The sequence below is a fragment of the Leifsonia sp. NPDC058230 genome, from assembly GCF_042882245.1.
GTDB lineage: Bacteria > Actinomycetota > Actinomycetes > Actinomycetales > Microbacteriaceae > Leifsonia.
In genome coordinates this window covers 25,409-49,243 of the sequence record NZ_JBHVWM010000001.1, presented here as the reverse complement: position 1 = coordinate 49,243, position 23,835 = coordinate 25,409, and the positions used below count along the sequence as shown (strand labels likewise).

General features: G+C 67.1%; 24 protein-coding genes. 13 read left to right on the top strand and 11 right to left on the bottom strand.

The features are described 5' to 3' along the window. Positions 1-7 precede the first annotated feature (7 nt). Genes fgd through ACFVV0_RS00230 form a run of 3 tightly spaced genes read left to right on the top strand, consistent with a single transcriptional unit; the run spans position 8 to position 2,890 of the window. Positions 8-1,033: a glucose-6-phosphate dehydrogenase (coenzyme-F420) gene (gene fgd / locus ACFVV0_RS00240; protein WP_387056870.1), complete on the top strand. Its 1,026-nt coding sequence runs from the start codon at positions 8-10 to the stop codon at positions 1,031-1,033. Continuing rightward, the gene (gene cofD / locus ACFVV0_RS00235) at positions 1,030-2,049 is read left to right on the top strand and encodes a 2-phospho-L-lactate transferase (protein ID WP_387056868.1); all 1,020 of its coding nucleotides are present in this window, start codon (positions 1,030-1,032) and stop codon (positions 2,047-2,049) included. The genes fgd and cofD overlap by 4 nt, the downstream gene beginning before the upstream one ends. A 25-nt stretch (positions 2,050-2,074) precedes the next feature. Further along, entirely contained in the window at positions 2,075-2,890 is an 816-nt protein-coding gene (locus ACFVV0_RS00230) for an LLM class F420-dependent oxidoreductase (RefSeq protein ID WP_387056866.1), read from the top strand. Here ACFVV0_RS00230 and cofC read toward each other — a convergent pair. Then, on the bottom strand, positions 2,817-3,557 hold the full coding sequence (gene cofC, locus ACFVV0_RS00225) for a 2-phospho-L-lactate guanylyltransferase (RefSeq protein WP_387056864.1): 741 nt from the start codon (positions 3,555-3,557) through the stop codon (positions 2,817-2,819). The two genes, ACFVV0_RS00230 and cofC, sit on opposite strands and share 74 nt — an antisense overlap. Next, positions 3,554-4,342: a coenzyme F420-0:L-glutamate ligase gene (locus tag ACFVV0_RS00220; RefSeq protein WP_387059392.1), complete on the bottom strand. Its 789-nt coding sequence runs from the start codon at positions 4,340-4,342 to the stop codon at positions 3,554-3,556. The genes cofC and ACFVV0_RS00220 overlap by 4 nt, the downstream gene beginning before the upstream one ends. Positions 4,343-4,409: 67 nt before the next feature. Between ACFVV0_RS00220 and ACFVV0_RS00215 the strand changes: the two genes are divergently transcribed. Next, complete coding sequence (locus tag ACFVV0_RS00215; RefSeq protein ID WP_387056862.1) at positions 4,410-5,489, top strand: hypothetical protein; 1,080 nt, start codon at positions 4,410-4,412, stop codon at positions 5,487-5,489. Between the two features lie 318 nt (positions 5,490-5,807). On the opposite strand, the gene ACFVV0_RS00210 is transcribed toward ACFVV0_RS00215, so the two are convergent. Beyond that, on the bottom strand, positions 5,808-8,108 hold the full coding sequence (locus ACFVV0_RS00210; RefSeq protein ID WP_387056860.1) for an ATP-binding protein: 2,301 nt from the start codon (positions 8,106-8,108) through the stop codon (positions 5,808-5,810). Between the two features lie 212 nt (positions 8,109-8,320). Between ACFVV0_RS00210 and ACFVV0_RS00205 the strand changes: the two genes are divergently transcribed. The 6 genes from ACFVV0_RS00205 (at position 8,321) to ACFVV0_RS00180 (ending at position 14,314) form a co-directional block, all read left to right on the top strand. Next, positions 8,321-10,492: a CapA family protein gene (locus ACFVV0_RS00205; protein ID WP_387056858.1), complete on the top strand. Its 2,172-nt coding sequence runs from the start codon at positions 8,321-8,323 to the stop codon at positions 10,490-10,492. A 136-nt stretch (positions 10,493-10,628) separates the two neighbouring features. Further along, on the top strand, positions 10,629-10,775 hold the full coding sequence (locus ACFVV0_RS00200; protein ID WP_387056856.1) for a hypothetical protein: 147 nt from the start codon (positions 10,629-10,631) through the stop codon (positions 10,773-10,775). Positions 10,776-10,870: 95 nt separating this feature from the next. Next, positions 10,871-11,812, top strand: a complete 942-nt coding sequence (locus tag ACFVV0_RS00195) for a glycosyltransferase (RefSeq protein ID WP_387059389.1) — start codon at positions 10,871-10,873, stop codon at positions 11,810-11,812. Further along, complete coding sequence (locus ACFVV0_RS00190; RefSeq protein WP_387056854.1) at positions 11,710-12,075, top strand: hypothetical protein; 366 nt, start codon at positions 11,710-11,712, stop codon at positions 12,073-12,075. The genes ACFVV0_RS00195 and ACFVV0_RS00190 overlap by 103 nt, the downstream gene beginning before the upstream one ends. Before the next feature lie 132 nt (positions 12,076-12,207). After that, complete coding sequence (locus ACFVV0_RS00185; protein WP_387056852.1) at positions 12,208-13,611, top strand: RecQ family ATP-dependent DNA helicase; 1,404 nt, start codon at positions 12,208-12,210, stop codon at positions 13,609-13,611. A gap of 241 nt (positions 13,612-13,852) precedes the next feature. Next, positions 13,853-14,314 carry a hemerythrin domain-containing protein gene (locus tag ACFVV0_RS00180; RefSeq protein WP_387056850.1) on the top strand — a complete coding sequence of 154 codons (462 nt, stop codon included), beginning with the start codon at positions 13,853-13,855 and terminating at the stop codon, positions 14,312-14,314. A gap of 89 nt (positions 14,315-14,403) precedes the next feature. On the opposite strand, the gene ACFVV0_RS00175 is transcribed toward ACFVV0_RS00180, so the two are convergent. Both ACFVV0_RS00175 and arfB read right to left on the bottom strand, forming a co-directional pair. Beyond that, on the bottom strand, positions 14,404-14,673 hold the full coding sequence (locus tag ACFVV0_RS00175; protein WP_387056848.1) for a hypothetical protein: 270 nt from the start codon (positions 14,671-14,673) through the stop codon (positions 14,404-14,406). Between the two features lie 78 nt (positions 14,674-14,751). Beyond that, entirely contained in the window at positions 14,752-15,189 is a 438-nt protein-coding gene (arfB, locus tag ACFVV0_RS00170) for an alternative ribosome rescue aminoacyl-tRNA hydrolase ArfB (protein WP_387056846.1), read from the bottom strand. A 54-nt stretch (positions 15,190-15,243) separates the two neighbouring features. On the opposite strand from arfB, the gene ACFVV0_RS00165 reads away from it, so the two are divergent. The 3 genes from ACFVV0_RS00165 (at position 15,244) to ACFVV0_RS00155 (ending at position 17,461) form a co-directional block, all read left to right on the top strand. Then, the gene (locus ACFVV0_RS00165) at positions 15,244-15,471 is read left to right on the top strand and encodes an RNA-binding S4 domain-containing protein (RefSeq protein ID WP_387056843.1); all 228 of its coding nucleotides are present in this window, start codon (positions 15,244-15,246) and stop codon (positions 15,469-15,471) included. 10 nt (positions 15,472-15,481) lie between these two features. Next, entirely contained in the window at positions 15,482-15,829 is a 348-nt protein-coding gene (locus ACFVV0_RS00160; RefSeq protein WP_387056841.1) for a LysR family transcriptional regulator, read from the top strand. Between the two features lie 624 nt (positions 15,830-16,453). Then, positions 16,454-17,461: an AraC family transcriptional regulator gene (locus ACFVV0_RS00155; RefSeq protein WP_387056839.1), complete on the top strand. Its 1,008-nt coding sequence runs from the start codon at positions 16,454-16,456 to the stop codon at positions 17,459-17,461. 15 nt (positions 17,462-17,476) lie between these two features. On the opposite strand, the gene ACFVV0_RS00150 is transcribed toward ACFVV0_RS00155, so the two are convergent. Genes ACFVV0_RS00150 through ACFVV0_RS00125 form a run of 6 tightly spaced genes read right to left on the bottom strand, consistent with a single transcriptional unit; the run spans position 17,477 to position 23,834 of the window. Further along, positions 17,477-19,177, bottom strand: coding sequence for an FAD-dependent oxidoreductase (locus ACFVV0_RS00150; protein WP_387056837.1), 1,701 nt, complete (start codon positions 19,175-19,177; stop codon positions 17,477-17,479). Further along, positions 19,177-19,440 (bottom strand): UBP-type zinc finger domain-containing protein, encoded by a 264-nt coding sequence (locus tag ACFVV0_RS00145; protein ID WP_387056835.1) that lies wholly within the window; start codon positions 19,438-19,440, stop codon positions 19,177-19,179. Before ACFVV0_RS00145 ends, ACFVV0_RS00150 begins: the two co-directional genes overlap by 1 nt. After that, a complete protein-coding gene (trxA, locus tag ACFVV0_RS00140; protein ID WP_387056833.1) occupies positions 19,437-19,943 on the bottom strand; it encodes a thioredoxin in 507 nt (168 codons plus the stop codon). The genes ACFVV0_RS00145 and trxA overlap by 4 nt, the downstream gene beginning before the upstream one ends. Then, positions 19,940-22,591: an ATP-dependent chaperone ClpB gene (gene clpB / locus ACFVV0_RS00135; protein WP_387056831.1), complete on the bottom strand. Its 2,652-nt coding sequence runs from the start codon at positions 22,589-22,591 to the stop codon at positions 19,940-19,942. The genes trxA and clpB overlap by 4 nt, the downstream gene beginning before the upstream one ends. After that, positions 22,582-22,899, bottom strand: coding sequence for a chaperone modulator CbpM (locus ACFVV0_RS00130; protein WP_387056829.1), 318 nt, complete (start codon positions 22,897-22,899; stop codon positions 22,582-22,584). The genes clpB and ACFVV0_RS00130 overlap by 10 nt, the downstream gene beginning before the upstream one ends. Next, on the bottom strand, positions 22,896-23,834 hold the full coding sequence (locus ACFVV0_RS00125) for a DnaJ C-terminal domain-containing protein (protein ID WP_387056827.1): 939 nt from the start codon (positions 23,832-23,834) through the stop codon (positions 22,896-22,898). The genes ACFVV0_RS00130 and ACFVV0_RS00125 overlap by 4 nt, the downstream gene beginning before the upstream one ends. Position 23,835: the final 1 nt, after the last annotated feature.

Here is a 23,835-nt window from a genome sequence, read left to right as displayed (position 1 = left end):
GAACCACGTGCCCATTCCCCTGCGCTTCGGCTACAAGGCCTCCGCGGAACAGTTCGGCCCGGGCGAGCTGCTGAGATACGGAGCACTGGCCGAGAAGGCGGGCTTCGACTCCGTGTTCGTCTCCGACCATTTTCAGCCGTTCCTCCACGAGGGCGGCCACGCGCCCGCCGCGATCCCGTGGCTGGGCGCCCTCGGGGCGAGTACCGAGCGCATCCTCATCGGCACCTCCGTGCTCACGCCGACGTTCCGCTACCACCCGGCCGTCGTCGCCCAGGCCTTCGCGACGCTCGGCTCGCTCTTTCCGGGCCGGGTCGTTCTCGGTGTGGGAACAGGCGAGGCGCTCAACGAGGTCGTGCTCGGCATCCAGTGGCCCGAGGTCAAGGAACGATTCGCCCGCCTCAAAGAAGCCGTCACGCTGATCGAGAAGCTGTGGACCGAAGACGAGGTGACGTTCGCGGGCGACTTCTACCGCACCGACAACGCGACCATCTATGACAAGCCGGATGCTCCGGTGCCGATCTACATCGGAGCATCCGGCCCCGCAGCGACCCGGCTCGCCGGCCGGATCGCCAGCGGGTACATCACCACCTCGGGCAAGGAGCGGACCCTCTACACCGAGACCCTTCTGCCCGCGCTCGAGGAAGGCATCGAGAAGTCCGGCCGCGCACGCGACGACGTCGACACGCTCATCGAGATGAAGGTCTCGTTCGACCACGACCGCGAACGCGCTCTGCAGGACACCCGCCACTGGGCGCCTCTCGCGCTCACGCCGGAAGAGAAGATGAGCGTCGACGACCCGCGCGAGATGCAGCGCCTGGCCGACGCGCTGCCCATCGAGCGGGCGGCCTCGCGCTGGATCGTCGGGGCCGACCCGGACGAGCACGTCGAGCGCATCGAGGAGTACCTCGATCTCGGCTTCAGGCATCTCGTGTTCCACGGTCCCGGCACAGACCAGGAGCGATTCATCGAGCTGTACGGCGCGGAGATCCTGCCGCGCCTGCGCGAGCGGCACGGATCGGCGGTCACCGGATGAGGGGGATCACCGTGCTCGCGGGCGGGGTCGGCGGCGCGCGCTTCACGCGTGGGCTGCTCGCGCACCTCGCCGCGGAGTACCCGGCGGCAGACGGCCACGGCTCCACGGTGCCGGTCACGGTGGTCGTCAACACCGGCGACGACATGTGGCTCACCGGCCTGCGCATCTGCCCCGACCTCGACACCGTCATGTACACGCTCGGCGGGGGGATCGCCGAAGACCAAGGGTGGGGCCGCGCCGACGAGACGCGCCGCACATCCGGCGAGATCGCGGCCTACGGTGCCGGCTGGGACTGGTTCACCCTCGGCGATCTCGACCTCGGCACCCATATCGTGCGCACCGACCTGCTCCGCTCCGGCCGAACGCTGAGCGAGGCCACGGAGATCCTCGCGCGACGGTGGCGCCCGGGCGCCCGGCTGCTCCCCATGAGCGACAACCCGGTCGAGACGAACGTGCGGCTCGCAGCCGACATCGACGAACACCGGGCAGGCGACCTCATCCACTTCGAGGAGTGGTGGGTGCGCTACCGCGCTGCTGCCCCAGCCAGCGCGTTCGTTCAGGTCGGCCTGGAGCAGGCGGAGGCCGCCCCAGGCGTGCTGGAGGCGATCCGCGACGCCGACGTCGTCATCGTCCCTCCGTCGAACCCGGTCGTCTCCGTCGGCACGATCCTCGCCGTCCCGGGTGTGCGCGAGGCGCTGCGCGACACCGACGCACGGGTGGTCGGGGTCTCGCCGATCATCGGCGGCAGCGTCGTGCGCGGCATGGCCGACCGGTGCCTGGAGATCGTCGGGGTCGAGTCGACCGCCCTTGGCGTGGGACTGCTTTACGGCTCGCGGGCCGACGGCGGCATCCTCGACGCCTGGCTCGTCGACGAGACGGATGCGGGGCTCGTGCCGGCCCTGCAAGCGGCCGGCCTCCGCGCCTCAGCCCATCCCCTCTGGATGCACGATGTCCGGGCGACCGCCGCGATCGCCGCCGACGCTCTCCATGCCGCCGGCGCCGGCGCACTCGATTGACCGACGACGACCTTGAAGGAGCCCCATGACTGACCGCCCCGTCCGCATCGGCGTGCAGCTCGCGCCGCAGCACGCGACCTATGCGCAGCTTCGCGACACCGTTGCCGCCATCGAAGACCTCGGTGTCGACATCGCCTTCACCTGGGACCACTTCTACCCGTTGTCGGGCGAGCCGGACGGCTCGCACTTCGAGTGCTGGACGATGCTGGCCGCGTGGGCCGAGCAGACCAGCCGGATCGAGCTCGGTGCCCTCGTCACCTGCAACTCGTACCGGAACCCCGACCTGCTGGCCGACATGGCCCGGACGGTCGACCACATCAGCGCGCGCGGCGGCGAGGCCGGGCGTCTCATCCTCGGCATCGGCTCCGGCTGGTTCGAACGCGACTACCTCGAATACGGCTATTCGTTCGGCACGGCCGGGGAACGTCTCGACGCGCTCGCCGAAGCGCTCCTGCGGATCGAGTCGCGATGGGCGACCCTGAATCCGGCCCCGACGCGCTCGATCCCTGTGCTCATCGGCGGCGGAGGCGAGAAGAAGACGCTGCGGATCGTCGCCCAGCACGCCGACATCTGGCACAGCTTCAGCGACGTCGAGACGCTGGAGCGCAAGCTCGGGGTGCTTCAGGAGTGGTGCGAGCGCGTCGGTCGCGACCTCTCCGAGATCGAGATCTCGACCGGCGTGCGGCGCACCCACGACGGCACGATCGGTGCGATGGATGCGATCGAAGCGCACCATGCGCTCGGCGCGCGGCTCTTCACGCTCGGAATCAGCGCACCCGACCTCGATCTCGGTCAGGCCCGAGAGCTGGTCGCGTGGCGGGATCGGATGAACGCGACGTGACCGTCCACTCCAGTACCGCGCGCGTCGCCTCCCCCAGACCGAGCAGCCGAGCCCGCTCGAGGTCGGTGGCGTCGTCGATGTCGAGTCGCAACGACGATTCGGGCGGCAGCGCCAGCGCACGGTAGCCGGCGGTCGTGTGAGCGGCGCACGACCCGATTCCGAAGTGCGTCGCAGCGTGGGCGCCGGGTGCGAGTGCCACCATCGTGGTTCCGGAGCCCTCCCGGTCGGGAACGAACGTGAGCCGCGCGCCGGCCGTCGCCGCCGCTTCGGCGAGGTGGAAAGCCTGCGTGAGGTCAGTCGGGCGCAGGGCGGCGAGGTCGCCGGTGACGGCTGCGGTGCAGGCGCCGGGAGCGGCCGCGCGAAGGTGTGCCAGACCGGATGCGACCGCCGCGTTGACGCCGCCGCCCGGGTCGGGGATCACCTGCGTCTCCACGTCGGCGCTGCCGGGAGGACGAGCGACCGCCGCCGCGAGCTCCGCGGCGAGCCCCGGCTGGTTCGAGACCACGATCACGCTCGACACAGCGGGCACCCGGCTCACAGCCCTGACGGTGTCGACCAGGAACGCGACCGCGATCGCGGCCCGCTCGCCGTCGCCCAGCGATTCCGTGAGCCGGCTCTTCGCATCCGCGCCGCCCTTGAACGGCACGACCACGGCCCAGCGGGTCACTCGGATGCCCGCCCCGCCTCGAAGCCGCGTGCGTACCCCTCGGCGAGCGCCTCATCCGTGCCCAGGCGGAACATGTCGGTGGGGCCCGTGCGCACCAGCGTTCTCGCACCCGGGGCGTCGAGACCGGTGACGAAGCGGCCGAGCCCCCGCACCACGGCGACCGGCAGTCCGTTCGCCTTGCCCTTCACAAGATCGGTCAGCGCCGCGATCTCGTCGGCGACGACGGGCTGGGTCACACCGAGGGGCCGGCCATGCGCATCCGTCGACCCCCGAAGGTCGTCGGTGACCAGCACGCCCGCGGCCCCGATCGCGACGTCCGTCTGGCCGATGCGCCAGGCGCGTCCGAGCGTGTCGCTCACGATCACGCCGACATCGACACCGAACCGCTCCCGGAGCGCCGCGCAGATCGAGCGGGCGGAGGCATCCGGTTCGATCGGCAGAAGCAGCACGGTGCCTTCGGGTGTGTTGCTGGCATCCACTCCGGCTGCCGCGCCGACGATGCCGAGCCGGTTCTCGACGATACGGGTGACATGGTCGCCGGCGACACGGGTCGCCACGACGCGCACCGTCTCGTCCGTGATCGCCTGCTCACGGTCATCCGCCCGCACGATGCGGCCCTCCGCTTTCGAGACGATCTTGCTGGTCACGACGACGATGTCCCCCGCCTGCAGCTGGTCGTCGGGTGCGGATGCGGCGAGCGCGTCGCCGATGAGCCAGGCCAGCTCGTCGCCGGGGGAGACCTCCGGGATGCCCGCCACCGCCCATGCCGAAAGTCGCGCCGTCATCATTGCCCAACTGTAGAACGCCCGGGTAGAGACGAGTCCACACATTCGCGATAATCGCGTTATGAGCGTGAGCACCACGGAATCGGTACCGGCGGCGCGCCACATCATCAGACCGCCCGGACTTCACCGACTGTCGAGTCGGCCGCAGAGCTGGGCCGACTCCGAGGGGAATCCTGTTCTCGATGCGGCGGTCACCGATCGTTTGAATCGCCTGCGGATTCCGCCGGCGTGGACACATGTCTGGGCGTCCCTGGATCCGGCCAGCCCCATACAGGCGACCGGTGTCGACTACCGCGGCAGAACCCAATACCGCTACTCCGCCTCAGCCACGGCTGCTGCGTCGCAGGACAAGTTCGACCACCTCCTCCAGTTCGCGGCGTCCCTTCCTCAGCTGCGGGAACAGGTAGACGCGGATCTCGGGCCGGTGCCGCTCGGATCGACGGAGAACCTGGAACCCAGGCGTGTCACCGCGGCCGTCATCCGGCTCCTGGATCGCGGACTCTTTCGTGTGGGAAACGAGCGGTACGCGCGCGACAACCACACCTACGGACTCACCACGCTCCGACGAAGCCAGGTCTCCGTCGCCGGCGACACCGCCACCTTCGATTTCATCGGCAAAGAGCACGTCGCGCATCACCTGGTCGTCACGGACGTCGGCGCGGCAGTCGTGGTCACGGGCCTCCTCGGGCAGGAAGCCGATCCAGAGGTCCCTGTCTTCGCCACGGCGGATCCGCCGCTCTGGCGTCGGATCGACAGCGTGACCGTGAATTCCTACATTCACTCCCACGGTGCCGTTGAGGCGACCGCGAAGACCTTCCGCACGTGGGGCGCGACCGTCGTCGCAGCATCCGTCGTCGCCGGCGCCTCCTTTCAGGACGCCGCCAGGACACGACGCAACGCTGAGCTCATTCCGTACGATGCGGCCGCCTACCTGCTCGGCGACACGCTCGCTGTGGCACGCCGGTCGTACGTGCACCCCCTCGCGGTGCAGGCCGGCCGTTCGGTGGACGTGGCGGCAGCCGTTCGTCGTGCTACCGCCGAGTCCGACTCAGATGACGTGCGTGATATCTTCCACCACCACGGGGTCCAAGCCGCCGTGCTCGACTTCTTGGTCTCGAATGCGGGAGCTGCACCCATCCCCCGATAGCGTCGCGCGGCGCATCGTATGCGCAGCTACGCAACCCCTGCGGGAGTAGTGCCGGCCTTATGGGAGTCGGCCGGCACTACGAGGTCGCCCGCGAACCGATCAAACCAGGGGCGCCCTCAACTGTTAGGACACGACAACAGCGCATCCATTACGGCAAACGCCAAAACACGTGTGTGAGGGCACCGCCGGCCCTGCAAGGGAGGAGACCACAAGGGGCCGGCGGTGCCGCTTCGCGGACCCGACCTCGAAGCGCGACGTGAGCCAACCCGAATGGCCCACGTCAATAGCTATAGACCGCCGCCCGGCTGATTCGTAACGCTATGTGTGAGAACCGGTCGGTGCTGATGCTTGGTGCGCGGTCCACACCGCGAGCTGAGACCTCGAGCCGAGGCCGAGCTTCGCGAGACTGTTCGCGACGTGTCCTTCGGCAGTCCGTCTCGAGATCACGAGCCGGTCGGCGATCTCCCTGTCGGTGAGTCCTTGTCCGACCAGCGCGGCGACCTGACGCTCGCGCGGGGTGAGCGAATCAACGTTCGCCCCACGCGATTTCGTGTCCGAGCGCGGGGGAAGCTGTGCGCCGAGCGCGTACGCGATCCCATCTTCCATCGTCATGGCCTTGCCGCTGGCGATCGCAGAGTCAGAGGCGCGCGGACCGAGCATTCGGCGGACGACGTCCTCTGTGTCACCGCGAACCGCCGCATCGGCCGGGAAGACGGACGCGATTGCGCCGACCGGGCCGACGATCGCGCGAGCGATGCCCAGAAGCGTGGCCGCCCGCCGGTAGTCGTGACTGTCTGCCGCGACGTACGCCAACACCTCATCGACTTGGGCGAGCCCGAGCGCATGATCGAGGTTCTGCATAAGGCTCAAAGCCTGTCGGAGAATCTTGACGGCAGTGTCCAACTCGCCGCGCCGGGCGGCTAGCAAGCCGGTGTTGTAGAGCAGGAACACGGTCTCGAACGACTCTCCCGCCCGGATCGCTCGAGCGACGAGAGTGTCCCGCATCCGTTTGGCGATGTCGGGGTGCCCCAGCCGATCGTGTGCGTTCGCGATCCGTTCCTCGAAATTCGCACGAGCGGGCATCGGATTGCTTCCTCCGAGCAGGGCAAGCGACTTCGTGTAGAGCGCCAAAGCCTGCTCGGCGTCGCCCCCGACCGAACCGCGCATCGTGTAGACGAGCGCCTCGGAGAATCGATCGCCGAGCTGCTGCGCGAGCTCCGCGGCTTGGGAGAGTCGTCGCGCTCCCGCGTCGGTGTCCCCTTGGACGACCTCCATGCCGCCGAGGATGGTCATCGCCTGGCAGAGGTCCGGCGTCGGTAGTGTGTCGAGTTCCATCACTCTGGAGCACCATCGAGCCAGCTCGTCCGTGCGGCCGTGCGCCTGCCAGACCACCCGCCACGCGGTCACCAAGAGCGTTGCTCCTCGTGCGCCATCGTCCTCTGCGATGCAGTACTCGAGTGCGGCTCGGATATTGGGTATCTCTCGCTGGGTCAAGGCCAGCCAGTACGACTGTTCGGGCCCGTACCAGTCGGCCTCGAGCGCTGCCAGACGTTTCAAATACCAGTCGCGGTGGCGAGCCTTCGCAGAGTCCACTTCGCTCTCGGAGGACACCTCGATCCCGAACGTGCGGACCGTGTCGAGCAGGCGATAGACGATGCCGCCCCTCACTCGCCGCCCGGCGACGATGGACTTGTCGAGCAGCGACTGGACGACATCGAGCACCGACTCCGCACCCGTGGATGGACCGGACATCCACTCCGCCGACTCGAGATCCCACCCGCCGGCGAAGACGGACATCCGCCGCCACATCGCCTGCTCGCTCTCCGTGCACAGCTTGTAGCTCCACGCGATGGTCGTTCGCAGCGTCTGTTGCCGATCGGGAGCGTCCCTAGCCCCTCTGGTGAGAAGATCGAGGGGCTGGGCGAGCCGGTCGAGGAGCTGAGCGGGGGTGAGCATCCTCACACGGGATGCGGCCAGCTCGATGGCGAGCGGCAGCCCGTCGAGTCGGCGACAGATCTCCGCGATGGCCTCGAGATCCACCGGCGACGGATCCGGAAGGTACATCGCGCACCGGTCGAGGAACAGGGTGACCGCCGGAGATGCGGCACCTCGATCCGAGCCCGTCGTCTCGAGCGGTTCGACCATGAATGTCGACTCGGCGGCTATTCGCATCGCCTCGCGGCTCGTTGCGATGACCGTCATCGCCGGGCACTCGCCCAGGAGGTGTCGAACGAGCTGGGCGCACTGCTCCACCACCTGCTCGCAATTGTCGAGCACGAGCAGTCCCCGTTTCGACCCGAAGAACTGCGAGAGAGCCTCGTGTCCGTCACGGGACGTGCCCTGCGAACCGACGATCCTGCCGACTTCGTCCACGACCGAACCCTCCGGGCTCACCCCGCTGAGATCGACGAACCACACGGCGTCCGCATACAGCCGGCGTACATTCTTGGCCAGCCGGACCGCGAATCGTGTCTTGCCGACACCGCCCGCACCCAGCACCGTCAGAAGTCTGGTCGAACCCAGCACAGATCGCGCCGCCGCGAGCTGCGACGTCCGCCCCACGAAAGTGGAGAACTCGATCGGCATGGAATCCGCCCGGGCCGAGTCAATTCCGCTCATACCCGCACGGCCTCCGACCTCTCGCACTCCCGCCATTCTGGCCGCCCGATCCGAATGCCGGAAGCCCTTTCGCAGATCTTGGCCTCCGGGATGAGGAGCTTCACCCTTTCGGATGACGATCCCGAGCCTGAAATGTAGAACCCTGGTCGAAGGGCGCCGGCGATCGTGCATCCCGATGAGTTCAGACCGCTGTCCACACTGGAGTATCCAAGATGACCGACCCTTCATCAACCCATGCCACTCGTGAGGGTTGGGGTGATGCGCTCAAGGGTGTGCTGATCCTGCTCGTGGTGCTGTGGCACGTCATCATGAAGAGTTACCTGCAGGTCGACTGGCATATCAGCGTGCCGATTCCCGGAGCGTGGGGGCTCTTCGGCGACCTGATCTGGCCGTTCATGATGCCGCTGTTCCTGCTGGTATCCGGCTACTTCGCGGCGAACGCGCTCACCCGACCCTGGTCGGCGGTCGCCCGCCCGCGTATCCTGCGGTTCCTCTACCTGTACCTGTTGTGGTCCCTCATCCACATGGCCCTCCTGTGGGCGTTCCCTGACTTTCCCACGCTGATTCCGCGGAGCCTCGCCGAGTTCGTCGAGTTCGTCACGATCAGCCCGCCGAACACGTGGTACCTGTACGCGCTGGCGCTCTACTTCCTGGTCGCCAAGGCGCTGTCTCGCTTCCGGCCGTGGCTGATCATCAGCGCTGCCGCCGTCCTGTCGATCGTCGTCTCGGCCGGCTATGTCGATGTGGTGAGCAATCGGGCCTCGCTGCTCTACAACTTCACGTTCTTCCTGCTCGGACTGCATCTCGCCCCGCAGATCCGTCGCTTCGCCAACCGAGTCACGCTACCTGTCGCAGGGGTGCTCATCGCCGGGTATCTGGTCGTCTTCGGGGCGATGCGCCTCACGGGCACCGAGACGCTACCGGGCGTTTGGCCGCTCGTGTCCGTGGTCGGGGTCGCAACAGGGCTGGCAGCAGCGAGGACGATCTCGCGGATGTGGAGGGTTGGAGCGGGGTTGGCGTGGTTGGGACGCCGCAGCCTGCCGATCTACCTGATTCACATGCCACTGCTCGCCATCTGCGACCTCGTCCTTGTCCAATGGCTGTCCGACGCCCGCGTGGGAGTGCAGCTCGTCGCCGCTGTCATGCTGCCCGTAGTGCTTTCCGCCCTCCTCGTCGCGGTGTCTCTGCTGCTGGACCGTCTCCTGGCTCGCGACGGCGCCTCCTGGCTCTTCGATCTGCCACGGCGGCCCGTGCCGTCTCGCACACGCCGGTCGGTCGCCTCGGGTGCCGTGCTCCGCCGCGCGCCTTGGCGGGCAGGCGTCGCGGTGATGCTGCTGGCCGCGAGTGGAATCGTCGCCGCACGCGCGATCGCGATTCCCGGATGCGCGCCCGACTTCCGCAGTCAGCCCGCCGACCTGCCCGGGCAGGTCAGCATCGGCGCGACCGGCGATCTCCTGATCCACGACATCGGCCACGGAGTCCCTGACGACGGCGGGGCCGACCATTTCGAGGCGGTCCGTCCGTGGTTCACACAGGACGTGGTGACCGGAAACCTCGAGCAGGCGATCACCGAAGACACCGGTTATGACAAATGCGGAGCCGACACTGACTGCCTGGCGTTTCGCAGTGATCCGGAAACCGCGCAGTACTTCGCCGGGTTCGACCTGCTCAATCTGGCGAACAACCACACCAATGACTTCGGTGCCGCCGGTTACGCGAACACCCGGTCGAATCTCGCCGCGAACGACATCCGGACGGTGGGCGATCGGAACGAGATCGTCTGTACGCGGATCGGCGACACGACAGTGGCCGTGATCGGATTCGCTCCGTACCAAGGCACCAACCGGGTGACTGACCTGCGGCACGTCCGGAACCTGGTGAGGGCGGCAGCCGCATCCGCTGACCTGGTGGTTGTGCACTCGCACATGGGCGCAGAAGGACCGGATGCGAACGTCGTCACCTCTGGCGTGGAGCGGATGTACGGCGAGAATCGAGGCGATGTCATGGCGTTCTCCCATGCGGCGGTCGATGCCGGTGCGGACCTCGTGATCGGCCACGGCCCGCACTCGTTGCGAGGAACGGAGTTCTACAAGGGACGGCTCATCGCCTACAGCCTTGGCAATTTCGGCGGCGGCGGCGTCTTCGGCGCGGAGCAGTCCACCCGGTACGGCGCCTATCTCGATGTGAGCCTCCGCTCCGATGGCGGCTTCGTGAGGGGCGCACTGCGCTCGGTCATCTTCGACTATCAGGACGGCAGGCCACGGCCTGACCCCGACAGCCGGGCCGCCCGGTTGATGGACGAATTCAGCCAGCGCGATTTTCCGGACACGGCGCCCCAGATCGACGCGGCCGGCGTTCTCACCCCCACTCGGCGGTCAGGGTAGAAGCGGAAGTCGCTCGTGTCATATGTGGTCGAACGCGTTATCAGATCGGCCCTGCCTGATCCTGTCCCAGTGTGAAGATCATTCGATCTCCGCGCGCTCGAAGGGAAGCTTCCATATGTACGACGAAACACTCGCTATGACTGGATTGGGCGCTGTCGTTCTCGGTACCGCCGTTGTCGACCTGTGGTGGCTCGCCGCTGCCAGCGTCGCGGCGATGGCGGTCGGCGTCACGATCATGCGTTTGACGCGCCGCGGTTCGCGCCGTCGCTCCACGCACCAGTGAGAGTAGCGGGGGCCGTCGCGTTCGCGGCGCTCGCGACCGCCTTCGCTTACCTCTGGTGGCTGAACGGAGGACCGAATTGGTACGGCGCGGCGGTCATGGGACTGCTGGCCGTGAAGCTCGTTCTCTCGTGGAGTCAGCGTCCGATAGCCGCACGAACTGCGATTCACCGGGAGCGTCTCGCGGGAATCGGAGTCGGGGTGGCGATCCCGATGTACAACGAAGATCCGGCGATGCTCCGGGCGTGCCTCGGCTCCATCCTCGAGCAGACGCGCTCGGTCGCCTCGCTCGTCGTCGTCGACGACGGATCGAGCGACGACCGGTCCGTCATCGAGGCGGAGACCTGGATTCCGAGGTTCGCCGACGCGGGCATCCGGATGGAGGTCGTGCGGTTCGCCGACAATCTGGGCAAACGCGAGGGCCTGATCGCGTGCCTCGAACGCCAGCCCGACGCAGACCTCTTGCTCTGCGTCGATTCGGATACGGTGCTCGACCAGCACGCGCTCGAACGGATCCTGCCTCCGTTCTTGGACGATGAGGTGAAGGTGGTGACGGGCCTTGTGCTTGCGCTCAACTACCGGACCAACATCCTCACAAGGCTCATCGATCTCCGTTATGCAAACGCCTTTCTGTTCGAGCGCGCGGCGTACTCCGCCCTCGGTTCCGTGCTGTGCGCTTGCGGCTCGCTTGCCGTGTATCGCACCGAAGTTATGCGCAAGTACTCGCACGACTTTCTCACGCAGACGTTTCTCGGCCAGCCGGCGATCTTCGGCGACGACCGTCGGCTCACCAACTACGGGCTCCTCGAGGGCAAGGCGCTGTTCCAGTCGAACGCGATCGCCTACACCGCCGTGCCCGAGCGTTCGGCCATTACGTGCGCCAGCAGGTCCGCTGGAACAAGTCATTCCTGCGGGAGTCCCTGTGGGTCCTCAGATCGATGCCGCTCGCAAAGCCGGCGTTCTGGCTCACGGCGCTCGAGCTCTTCACCTGGGCGATCTTCTCGACGGCGATCGTCTTCGCCCTCATCATCGCTCCCATAACGACGGGAGCTCACCTCTTGATCCCGTACCTGCTCTACATAGCGCTGCTGAGCTTCGCGCGTTCTGTGCGCTACTTGGACATGACCGGCGTCAGACAGTCCCGCACCGACACGTTCGTCGGCTTCCTCATCGCGCCGCTCTATGGAGTGATGCACATCGTGTTCCTGATCTGGCTGCGCCTCTATTCGCTCGCGACCCTGCGCAGCGGAACGTGGGGCACACGCTCGTCGGTCGAGGTGAGCCTCGGCGACGGTTCCACCTAAAGCCTGGAACCCGATATGCAGTCTCCTCACTCCCGCTAACCGATGGCGGATGCGCCGAGTTACGGCACGCCCTAGTTTGGTTCGTAGGCGGCGAGCCGGACCGAGGAGCCGGCGGCCGAGAGGGAGACCGGCATGGGCCACGCATCCGATGTCGCGTCGGTCGCGCGCGAACTGTTCGGGTGGACCGAATTGCGCGCAGGCCAGGGCGAAGCGATCGCCGGCGTGATCGCGGGCACCGACACGCTCGCGGTCATGCCGACCGGACACGGCAAGTCCGCGATCTACCAGGTCGCGGGCGCGATGCTCGACGGTCCTGCGATCGTGGTGTCGCCCCTGATCGCGCTGCAGCTCGACCAGATCGAGGGGCTGGCAGAACGGCCGAATGCCCCGAGTGGGGTCGCGGTGAATTCGAACCAGGGCCAGCGGAAGAACGAGCGTGCCTGGTCGCGCATCGCTGACGGCACCGCGACGTACCTCTTCCTCTCGCCCGAGCAGCTGGCCAAAGACGACGTCATCGAGCGCCTGCAGCCGCTCGGGGTGAGCTTGTTCGTCGTCGACGAAGCCCACAGCGTGTCGTCGTGGGGCCACGACTTCCGGCCCGAGTACCTGCACCTGGGTTCGGCGATCGAGAAGTTGGGCCATCCGGTCGTGCTCGCGCTGACGGCGACGGGATCGCCGCCGGTGCGCGACGAGATCGTCGACAAGCTGGGCATGCGTGAGCCGCGCATCCTGGGCAGTGGGTTCGACCGGCCGAACTTGCGCCTCGAAGTCGTTCGGCACGAAGACGACCAGGAGAAACGCACCGCTGTCGTCGCCGAAATCGCGGGGCTCGCGAAACCCGGCCTGCTGTACGTCTCGACCCGCCACGACGCGGAGCGGTACGCGGATGACCTGACCGGGCACGCGGTGACGGCCGTCGCCTACCACGCAGGGCTGGGTTCCGCGGCCCGCAAGGTCGCTTACGACGATTTCCATCAGGACCTGACCGACGTGGTCGTCGCGACCAGCGCATTCGGGATGGGCATCGACAAACCCGACGTGCGTTTCGTCGTCCACGCCGCCATCACCGATTCCCTCGAGAGCTACTACCAGGAGATCGGCCGCGCGGGCCGCGACGACGAGCCGGCGCGAGCCACCCTCCACTACCGAGTCGAGGACCTGGCCTTGCGCAACTACTTCACGTCGCACTCGTCGGAGCAGCAGGAGCACATCGAGCGATCGAGGCTCGCGATGATGCGCGCGTACGCCGAGACCAGGCGATGCCGCCGCCAGTTCCTGCTCGCCTACTTCGGCGAGGAGCTACCGCAACCGTGCGGCAACTGCGACACGTGCGCGAGCGGAACGGCCTACGAGCTGAACTCCGCCGACGGCGCCGACGATCCGTTCACCCCGGAGACGCGCGTCACGCATCACGTCTGGGGCTCGGGAGTGGTCGTGAGTGCCCTGCCCGACCGCATCACGGTGTTCTTCGCCGCGGAAGGCTACAAGACGATCGCGCGCGAGGCGGTCGACCTGGGCATCCTGACGCTCGCCTGAAGCGCGGTCTGCGAGCGGATGCTCCGCTCGGCCGGAGAGAGTAGCTTGACTCTCATCATCGCGAGTCCGACGAATGAAGGAGCGGCCATGACGAACAAGACTCCCCGCGAGGAAGCCATTCAGAAGGAGCAGGAGCGCAAGGACGAGGAGAAGGAGCGCCTGGAGGAGGCCGAGGAGCGCCGCCTCGAGTAGGCGGCACCGCGTCAACGGGTGGGGACATCCAGGTACCTAGACTGTGACGGTGGATTCCGACCGTCTGATCGCCTGGGACGCGGAGCTTCGTGGAGTTCATTCTCGGCTGCGTGAGGCGCTCGCCGTGACGCAGGAAGCTGTGGCTGCCGGAACCGCTGCCCCGGATGCCGCCTCGGATCTCCTGCTGTACTGCACAGGGTTCTGTGTCGCCCTCGATGGGCACCATCGGAGCGAAGACGCGGCGCTGTTCCCCGCTCTCGCTGCGGAGCATCCCGAACTCGCCCCGGCGATCGAGAAACTCATGCAGGACCATTCGATGCTCAGTCAGCTGCTCGGCGCCCTGCGCACCGCCGCGGAACGGCAGGAGGACACAGCCGCGATCCGGGGACACCTCGACGGCATCAGCGCGATCATGGAGTCGCATTTCCGCTACGAGGAGCGCGAGATCCTCGAGCCGCTGAGCTCCCTGCGCCTGTCCGCTGACCCGGCCGACGTCCTCGGTCCGCTCTAGTCACCGCGTTCAGCTCAGCTGAACGGCGATGACACGGGCGAACCCGCAGAACACGGAGTCGACGAGCAGGGCGACCGGGACGGATGCGATCAGCGGTACGTGGCGAGCAGTTCCCACCGGCCGTCCGCGAGCTCGCGGACGTCGAACATCCGGACATCGCCGTCGCTGACGGATGCCCCTTGGAAGCGCCAACCCTCCACCCGCAACAGGGGATGCGTGATGGCGTCATGGATGGCCGGTTTCGTCAGGGGAGTTGGGTTGTCGGTCACCACGTAGCGGGCCCCGCGCCAAACGATGCGAGTGGGCCGGCCGCGTTCGGTCCAGACCGAGACGATGTCAGATGCGTGGGCGATGCTCATCGGGTGACCTCCTGCGTCCGGGTTGATGTCTTCATTTCACCACAGTTTCGAAGGTTTGTACGAATAACGTTCGTTGTGTCAGTCGTCAGGAGGGCGGCGCAGCCGTTTCACGTCGGTGCGCCGCTTCTTCGCCTCCAAACGCCGTTGCTTGGCACCGCGACTCGGCCTCGTCGGTCTTCGCGACGGTGGCGGCGGCAGGAGGGCGTCGCCCACGATTTCGGCCAGCCGAGCGCGCGCAGCTTCCCTGTTGCGCAATTGGGCGCGGTGCTCGGATGCCGCGATCGTCAGCACTCCGTCGACAATGCGATTGCTCAGACGCTCGAGGAGTCGCTCGCGTTGGGACGCCGAGAGAACGGCGGAACCCGCCACATCCCACACGAGTTCCGCTCGAGAATCGGCAGTGTTCACACCCTGCCCGCCGGGACCGGATGACCGCGAGAACCGCCAAGACAGCTCGGACTCGGGGATGGTGAGTCCGGAGTCGACCCGAAGGCCGGGACGGTGAGCGGCGGGCATGGGTCCATCATCCTCTGACGCTCGAGGCCGCACCTGGTGGGCTAGCATTCGGGAATGAGGAACCAGGCTCCGATCGACGACGTCCCGATCGGTGGTGAGATGATTCGCCTCGGGCAGTTCCTGAAATTCGCCGGACTCCTCGAGTCCGGTGGAAACGTGAAAGAGGCCATCATCGACGGCTTCGTGACCGTGAATGGCGAGGTTGATCGCCGCCGCGGACGGCAGCTGCAGCCTGGCGACATCGTTGCCTTCGAGGGGCGCAGAGTCCGCGTCTGCTCGTGAAAGGCCCTTTGTGAATATCACCCTGCTCGTTCGTTTTGTCGCCGTGGCCGAGGAGCTGCATTTTCCGCGCGCGGCGCGCACGCTCAACATCCCTCTCGCTGCTCTCTACTCGTCGATCTCGAAGCTTGAAGACGAAGTGGGATCTCCACTCTTCGTTCGTGATTCCACCGGAACCCGGCTGACCAAGGCCGGAGACCTCTTTCTTGCCACGGCACGGGACGAGATCGCTGCCGCCCCTGCCCCGGTCGAGAAGCCTGTCGTCCCGGCCGGCGGCAAAGCCAAAGCCTCGAAGGGCAAGGGTCGCGCCCCTGCCGTGAAGGGGCAGCCGAAACCGTTCAAGAAGCGTCAGGGCCGTTAGTCCGCTACCGGCAAAGGACGATTCCCAGCATGGCCATCGACAGCACGACGAAGACGAGAAGAACGCATAGTGCGACCCGATTGGTCCTGGCCCATCGGACAACACGCTGTGAAGAAGCGCGCATGTCATCTCCCTGACAGGAGAAACCGCAAGACGCTGCCTCGCGCCCGACGCCAGCGTGATGGCGCTCGCTGTGGCTCGATCGGATCATCCTTTTCACGGTCGTGCGGCGTCGGCGGGAGGAATTCGACAAAGCCACAGCGTCTGCAACTGGACAGATGTCGGTGGACTGCCAGACCTACGCCGTAATAGGGATTGACGACGATGCGGGCGCGGTAGCCGCACTGCGGGCACCATCTCGGTCTTGTCGGGATGTTCGACTCGTTCACTGGACACGACCCCTGGCTTGGATACGTCGGGTCAAGGAGCTGCCTTCGCCGGGCACACGGTGGCCCTCCCCACCCGAAGGGCAGGGCCACCGTGGATCGTCGAGCCGGGGAGCTCGACGGTGCTTTTCAGGCTATGAGCGGGAGCGTGGTGCCCGATATCCGGCCAGCGCTGAGGAGTGTCCGATCTGCGCGAGGAGCGATTCGTGCACTAACTAACGACGCTTAGAATCGCGGCATGCACTTAGACACTGGCGAGATGTTCGGGAGCCGCCGTGTCGCATCATGCCGCGGCGTCGACGAGGCCCGGCAGGCACTCAGCGAATTCTTCCTACCCGTCGACTTCCCCTCGGCGCGGGCCTCGAGCATCGTCGACATGGAACTCAACGCCTTGAGGGTGGGTCGGCTCACATGCGGCTACATGCGGTTTCGGGATGCTGTGCGCATCGAGACGGCGGAGCCCGAGAACTACCACATCGACATCCCTATGGGCGGCCGCGCGAGGATGCGAGCAGACCTCGGGCCGCTGGTGCACGGAACGCAGCGGACGGCTGCAGTCTTCATGCCCGGGCGACCGGTCGAGCTCGACTGCGGGGAGCGGTTCGCGCAGCTCTCCCTGATGATCCCTCGTGACCAGCTGCAGCTCGAACTGGAGAACCTGCTCGGCGCGAAACTCACCCGCGCGCTCGAATTCAGCGCCGAACTGGATCTGACGACACCCGCAGGGCAGATGATTATGCAGACCATGCGGGTGATCGACGAGGCTTCGGACCAGAAGGGCGGACCGCTCGCGCACCCGCTGGCGATGCAGCGGCTGGAGCAGGTTCTGATGCACAGCCTGTTGTTCGCGCAGCCGCACAACCATTCGGCCGCGCTGGCCGTCCCCTCGCCGGCCGCAGGGGCGCGGCCCGTCTCGCAGGCGGTGGAGCTTCTGCGCGGCAGCCCCGCGCATCCGTGGACCGTGGCCGAATTGGCGGCGGAGGTGTCGCAGAGCGTGCGCAGCCTGCAAGAGGGCTTCCGCCGGTCGCTGGACACCACGCCGATGGCATACCTGCGCCGCCTCAGGCTCGAGAAGGTACGTGAGGAACTGGCGACGGCCGCACCGGGCACGATCAGCGTGACGCAGGTGGCCGCGCGCTGGGGTTTCGTTCATCTCGGGAGGTTCGCGGCGGCCTACCGCAGGGAGTTCGCCGAGCGCCCGTCCGACACATTGCGTGCGGCACGCGTGCCTCCCTCGACGAGGTGACGTCGCGCGCGGCGTTCAGAGTCGGCAGCCTCCGGTCTCGAGGTGATCGTGCACCATTTTGATGACGCTGGCGCCCTCCCCGATCGCCGCCGAGATGCGTTTCACCGACCCGCTGCGGGCGTCGCCGACGGCGAACACCCCGGGCACCGAGGTCTCAAGCGGTTGCCGACGTGAGCCGGGCGTCGAACGGGTTCCGGTGATGAGGTAGCCTCGTTCATCGCGTTCGATACCCGATCCGAGCCACGACGTTGCCGGGGTCGCCCCGACGAACACGAAGAGGAAGGCGGTGGCGACTTCTTCCCGAGCGCCGGACGTCAGGTGCTCGACGATGACCGACTCGAGCTGAGCTGTGCCGTTCGCCTGCACCACCACCGATTGCAGGTGCACACTGATGCGGGGATGACTCTCCACCTGGACGATCAGATACCGTGACATGCTTGCATTCAGGTCCGTCCCCCGCACGATCAAGTGCACGTGCGAGGCGGTCCCCGCCAGGAAGACGGCCGCCTGCCCTGCCGAATTTCCGCCGCCTACCACGACGACCGGTTCGGTGCCGCACTCGCGCGCCTCGTTGATCGTGGCGGCGTAGTACACGCTGGTGTACTCGAAGCGATCGAGATTCTCGGCCGACAGGCGGTTGTACTCCATTCCGGATGCGACCACCACCGCCCGAGGCGAGACACTCGTTCCGTCCGAGAAGCGGACCTCGAGCGCACCCTCCTCGAAGCTGAGGTCCTGCGCAGTAGACGGTGCGAAGAGGGTGGCGCCGAACTTGGCGACCTGGAGGTTGGCGCGTTCGGCGAGTTCCGCACCGGAGATCCCGGAGGGGAATCCGAGATAGTTCTCGATTCGAGCCGAGCGTGCGGCCTGGCCGCCGGTTGCAACCGCGTCGGAGAGAACCACCGATAGTCCATCCGAGGCGGCGTAGACAGTGGCGGCCAGACCCGCCGGCCCGGCGCCGACGACCAACACATCGGTGGTCGCCGGAGGCCGGCTTCTCCGCAGGGCCAGCGCATCCGAGACCTCGACGATGGACGGATTCCGCAGGATGCGCGAGCCGGCGACGATGACCACCGGGACATCTGTGACGTCCAGGCCGATTCGTCGCACGATGGCTTCAGCCGCGGGATCGTGGTCCAAGTCGAGCAGCCTGTGCGGCACGCGGTTGCGAGCGGCGAAGTCGAGTAGCCGACGCGTGTCGGGTGAGAAGCGTGACCCGATGATGCGCAGCCCGCTGCCGTAGCCGATCGCCATCGACCGGCGGATCAGATACGCGCGCAGGATGACGTCGCCGATCAGCGGGTCTCCGGTCACGATCCGTTCCAACTGCGCGAGCGGTACCTCGAGCACCTCGCCCCTTTCCAGCGCGGCGATCGTGGAGAAGGACGGCTGCCCTTCGAGCAGGCCGATGTCGCCGACGAAGCGGCCGGGACCGTGGATCTCGACCTGTGCACCTGCACCGCCTGGCTCATCGCGGCCGGCGTCCTGACCGCCTGGCGGGCTCGGCTCGCCGTCGTGGACCATGACCCGGCCCGCGATCACGACGAAGAACGAGCCGAGGGGCTCGCCCGCGCGCGCGAGCACCTGACCCTCGGAGACGGGTGCGGTCGTCCCCACCCCGCTCAGCGTCTGCAACTGCAGCGGGGTGAGCCGCGGGAACGCACCGAGCGTGTCGGGGGTCTCTGCGGCGAGACTCGTTGACCCGGCACCGCCCATCAGACGTAGTCCTCGTCGAAATAACACCAACGCCAGCTCTCCCCCGGCTCGAGGGAGCGAACGATCGGATGCATGTCGCGCAGCGCATGCGCTCGCGCGTGCCTCATCGGCGAGGAATCGCAACAGCCGACCTTGCCGCACGTCAGACACAACCGCAGGTGTACCCACGGCGTCCCAAGGGCTATGCAATCCTCGCAAACGCCGGGAGTGCGCGGGGCCACCTGCCGAACGTAGCTGACATGCGGGTCGGGACGGTCGGTCATGAAGCGCGTCCTTGCTCGGGGCCCGAGCCGGCCTTCTTCTCGTCGCGCGCATCCTTCGCCATCGCGTCGTCGAACCAGCGGCGCAACACCTCGACGGGGGCAGCGCCGGCCTGCCGCGCGACGACCTTGCCGTGGTGCATGATGAGCAGCGTCGGCACGGCCTGCACTGAGAACCGCGAGGACAGGTGGGGCGCTCGGTCGACATCCACCTTGACGAGCTTCACGTCGCCCGCCCTCTCGGTCGCCAGTCGCTCCAGCACCGGGCTGACCATGCGGCAGGGGCCGCACCAGGTCGCCCACATGTCGACGATCACCGGCGGGTCCGCCTTCTCGGCGATCTCCGCGAAGGTGTCGTCGAGAGCGTCGACGATCCAAGGAAGCGCCTTGTGACAGTTGCCGCAGCGCGGACGTCCGCTGGCCACGACGGGCACGCGGTTCTTGTGGCCGCAATTCGGACAGCGGGTGATCGTGGTGGCCGTGGGCGCGGCCGTGGGCGTCGTCATACCGCCACCTCGGCGTCTGAATCGGCCTCGGAGGGCACGTGCACCACATCGACGACGAGGTCGTCGTCTCTCACGTCGATGCGCACGGTGGCACCCTCGGTCACGGCTCCGGACAGAAGGGCCCTGCCGAGGCGGGTCTCGATGTCGTGTGAGATGTACCGGCGCAGCGGCCGTGCGCCGTAGAGCGGATCGTAGCCACGCTCGGCAATCAGGTGCCGTGCCTCGGGAGTCAGTTCGAGCGTGATCTGCCGTTCCGCGAGGCGGCGGCGGAGGTCGTCCATCAGCAGTTCGACGATCGACTCGATCTGCTCCAGGCCGAGTGGGGCGAAGACGATGATGTCGTCGACGCGGTTGAGGAACTCCGGGCGGAAGCGGCCGCGCAACTCAGCGAGCACCAGGTCACGCACGTCTTCGGGGATGCCTCCGCTGCTGTCACGCGCACTTGTGAGCAGGTGCTCGGCCCCGATGTTGGAGGTCATGATGACGATGGTGTTGCGAAAGTCGACTGTGCGACCCTGGCTGTCGGTGATGCGGCCGTCGTCGAGCACCTGCAGCAGAGTGTTGAAGACGTCCGGATGCGCCTTCTCGATCTCGTCGAAGAGCACGACGCAGTACGGTCGCCGCCGCACGGCCTCCGTGAGCTGGCCGCCCTCGTCGTAGCCGACGTATCCCGGAGGGGCGCCGACGAGCCTGCTGACCGTGTGCCGCTCCTGGTATTCGCTCATGTCGAGGCGGATCATCGCGGACTCGCTGTCGAACAGGGCGCTGGCCAAGGCTTTCGCGAGCTCCGTCTTGCCGACCCCCGTCGGGCCGAGAAAGATGAAGGAGCCGATCGGACGTCGAGGGTCGCGGATGCCCGACCGGGCGCGGATTATCGCGTCGGTGACCAGTCGCACGGCTTCCTCTTGCCCGACGACCCGCTCGTGCAGGATCTCGTCGAGCTTCAGCACCTTCTCGCGTTCGCCCTCCTGAAGGCGTGCAACGGGAATGCCCGTCCAGGCGGCGACGATCTCGGCGATCTCTTCATCGGTCACGACTTCGCGCAGCAGACTCTGCTGGCCCTGCTTCGATTGGAGTCGCTGCTCTTCGGCAGAGAGCTGGCGTTCGAGTTCGGCGAGCTTGCCGTAACGCAGCTCGGCGGCACGGTTGAGGTCGTAGCTCCGCTCGGCGTCCTCGGCCTCACGCCGTACCTTCTCGAGTTCGCTGCGCAGCTCCTGCACTTTCCGGATCGCTTGGCGCTCGGCTTCCCATTGGGCGCGTTTCGCATCGGCGTCGGCTTTCAGATCGGCGAGTTCGCGTCGCAGTTCGTCGAGGCGGATGCGGCTCGGCTTGTCCGTCTCCTTCTCGAGCGCGGCCTCCTCGATCTCGAGGCGGGTCACCCGGCGGGTCAGCTCGTCGAGCTCGGCCGGCATCGAGTCGATCTCGGTGCGCAGCCGGGCACAGGCCTCGTCGACGAGGTCGATGGCCTTGTCGGGCAGGAACCGATCGGTGATGTACCGGTGCGAGAGGGTTGCTGCCGCCACGAGTGCGTTGTCCTGGATGCGCACCCCGTGGAAGACCTCGAGGCGTTCGCGCAGACCGCGGAGGATCGAGATGGCGTCTTCGACACTCGGCTCCTCCACCATCACGGTCTGGAAGCGGCGCTCGAGAGCGGCGTCCTTCTCGATGTGCTGGCGATATTCGTCCAGCGTCGTCGCGCCGATGAGGTGCAGCTCGCCACGCGCGAGCATGGGCTTCAGCATGTTGCCCGCATCCATGGCGCCTTCGGTCGCCCCGGCGCCGACGAGCGTGTGGAGTTCGTCGATGAACAGGAGGATGCGCCCATCGGAGGCGGTGACTTCGGCAAGCACCGCCTTCATCCGCTCCTCGAATTCGCCGCGGTACTTGGCGCCGGCGACAAGGGCTGCGAGGTCGAGCTGGAAGATCGTCTTGTCGCGGAGTCCCTCCGGCACGTCGGTGCGTACGATCCGTTGGGCGAGACCCTCGACGATGGCCGTCTTGCCGACACCGGGCTCGCCGATCAGGACCGGGTTGTTCTTCGTCTTGCGCGACAGGATCTGGATGACACGACGAATCTCGGTGTCACGGCCGATGACCGGGTCGAGCCTGCCCGAGCGCGCGTCGGCCACGAGGTCGCGGCCGTACTTCTCCAATGCCTCGTAAGTCTGCTCGGGTGTCGCCGAGTTGACGTGCTGGTTGCCCCGAACGGCGGTGAGCGCCTTGAGGAATGTCTCCCGTGTCACGCCGTTGCTCTGCAGGAGGCGCGCGGCGGCGCTGCCCGATGGGTCGTCGGCAAGCCCGAGCAGCAGATGCTCGACCGAAACGTAGGAGTCCTTGAGGCGTGTCGCCTCCCGCTCGGCGCGATCGAGAGTCGCTGCCAGGGTCTTCGAGAGGAACACCTGCCCGGGAGTCGCGCCCGGGCCGGTCGTGCTCGGCTTGCGCTCGATCGCGTGCTGTACCTCGTTGAGCAGCACGGTCAGATCGACGCCGGCCGCCTCGAGCAGTCGCGGAATCAGCCCGCCCTCTTGAGTGAGCAAAGCGAGCAGCAGGTGCTCGTTCTCGGTCTCCGTCTGCCCGTTGCGGCTCGCGATGCTCTGCGCTTCCTGCAGGGCTTCCTGGGACTTCTGGGTCAGCTTGTTCATCTCCATGAGGGAGTCTCCTTTCCCGAGCGGATCACCCACCGCCGGCTCTCGAGCACGTCGATCCGCGCGAGCAGATCGATGACGAGGGCGACGGCGGTGTAGTTGAGTGAAAGGTCGGCGTGCAATCGAACGATGCGGCGTACCAGTTCGGGCGCGGCAGGGGTGAACCACAACCGACCCGTACCGTCGACGCTGGCAGGAACGAGCCCGAGTTCGACGAACCGTTGAAGCAACTCGGGGTGGACACCGGATGCGGCAGCGACCATCTCGAGGTCGAGACGGACCGGGACCACGGGGAGCAGAGGAGAACTCATGATGACGACCTCGGGGTGAAGGAGGATTCGCGCTGCAGCTGCTCGAAGAGCTCACGCTCACGATCGGTGAGGTGCGGGGGAACCATGATCTTGACCCTCGCGAACAGGTCGCCGGGCTTTCCGCCCGACTGCGGCATCCCTTGGCCCTTGAGTCGCAGTCTGCGGCCGCTGGACGAACCGGGCGGAACCCGCACCGTGATCGGACCGCCCGGCGCTCGTGTCGAAACGCTCGCACCGAGGGCGGCCTCCCAGGGAGAGACAGGCAGGTCCATCTCGATGTTCTTGCCGTCCAGCCGCAGGCGCCGGTCGGGGCGGACTCTGAAGGTGATGATCAGATCTCCGGCCCCTCCGTTCTGCCTCCCAGCACTTCCGCCACCGGCCACGCGGATGCGCTGACCGTCGAGAACGCCGGGCGGGACCTGTATATCGAACGTCTGCCGGTCACCGTCTGGGCCGGAGAGCACGATCGTTCGCGGACCGCCGCTGAAGGCCTCCTCGACAGTCAGTTCGAGTTCGACCTCGCTGTTCATGCCGCGGCTCGAGCCGAAGACGTCGCCGAAGAGGTCTTCCCAGTCGACGGAAGCGCCGCCCGGACCGGCACCGCTCTGCGCGCTCGACCAGCTGAACCCGGACGGACCCGGGCGTGCTCTGGTGCGGCCGGCGCCGGCACCACCGCCGCGGGTCTGGGAGGCGTACTCGCGCTCGGCCCCGGCGTATTGACGGAAGTCCGGCCCGAAGCGGTCGTACTGGGCTCGCGAGTCCGGGTCGGACAGCACGTGGTACGCCTCGCTGATCTGCTTGAACTTGTCTTCGGCGCCGCGCTCTTTGTTCACATCCGGGTGGTACTTGCGAGCCAGTTTGCGGTAGGCGCGCTGGATCTCCTTGGCGTCGGCCGACCGCGGGACGCCGAGCAGCTGATAGTAGTCGTCGGCCACG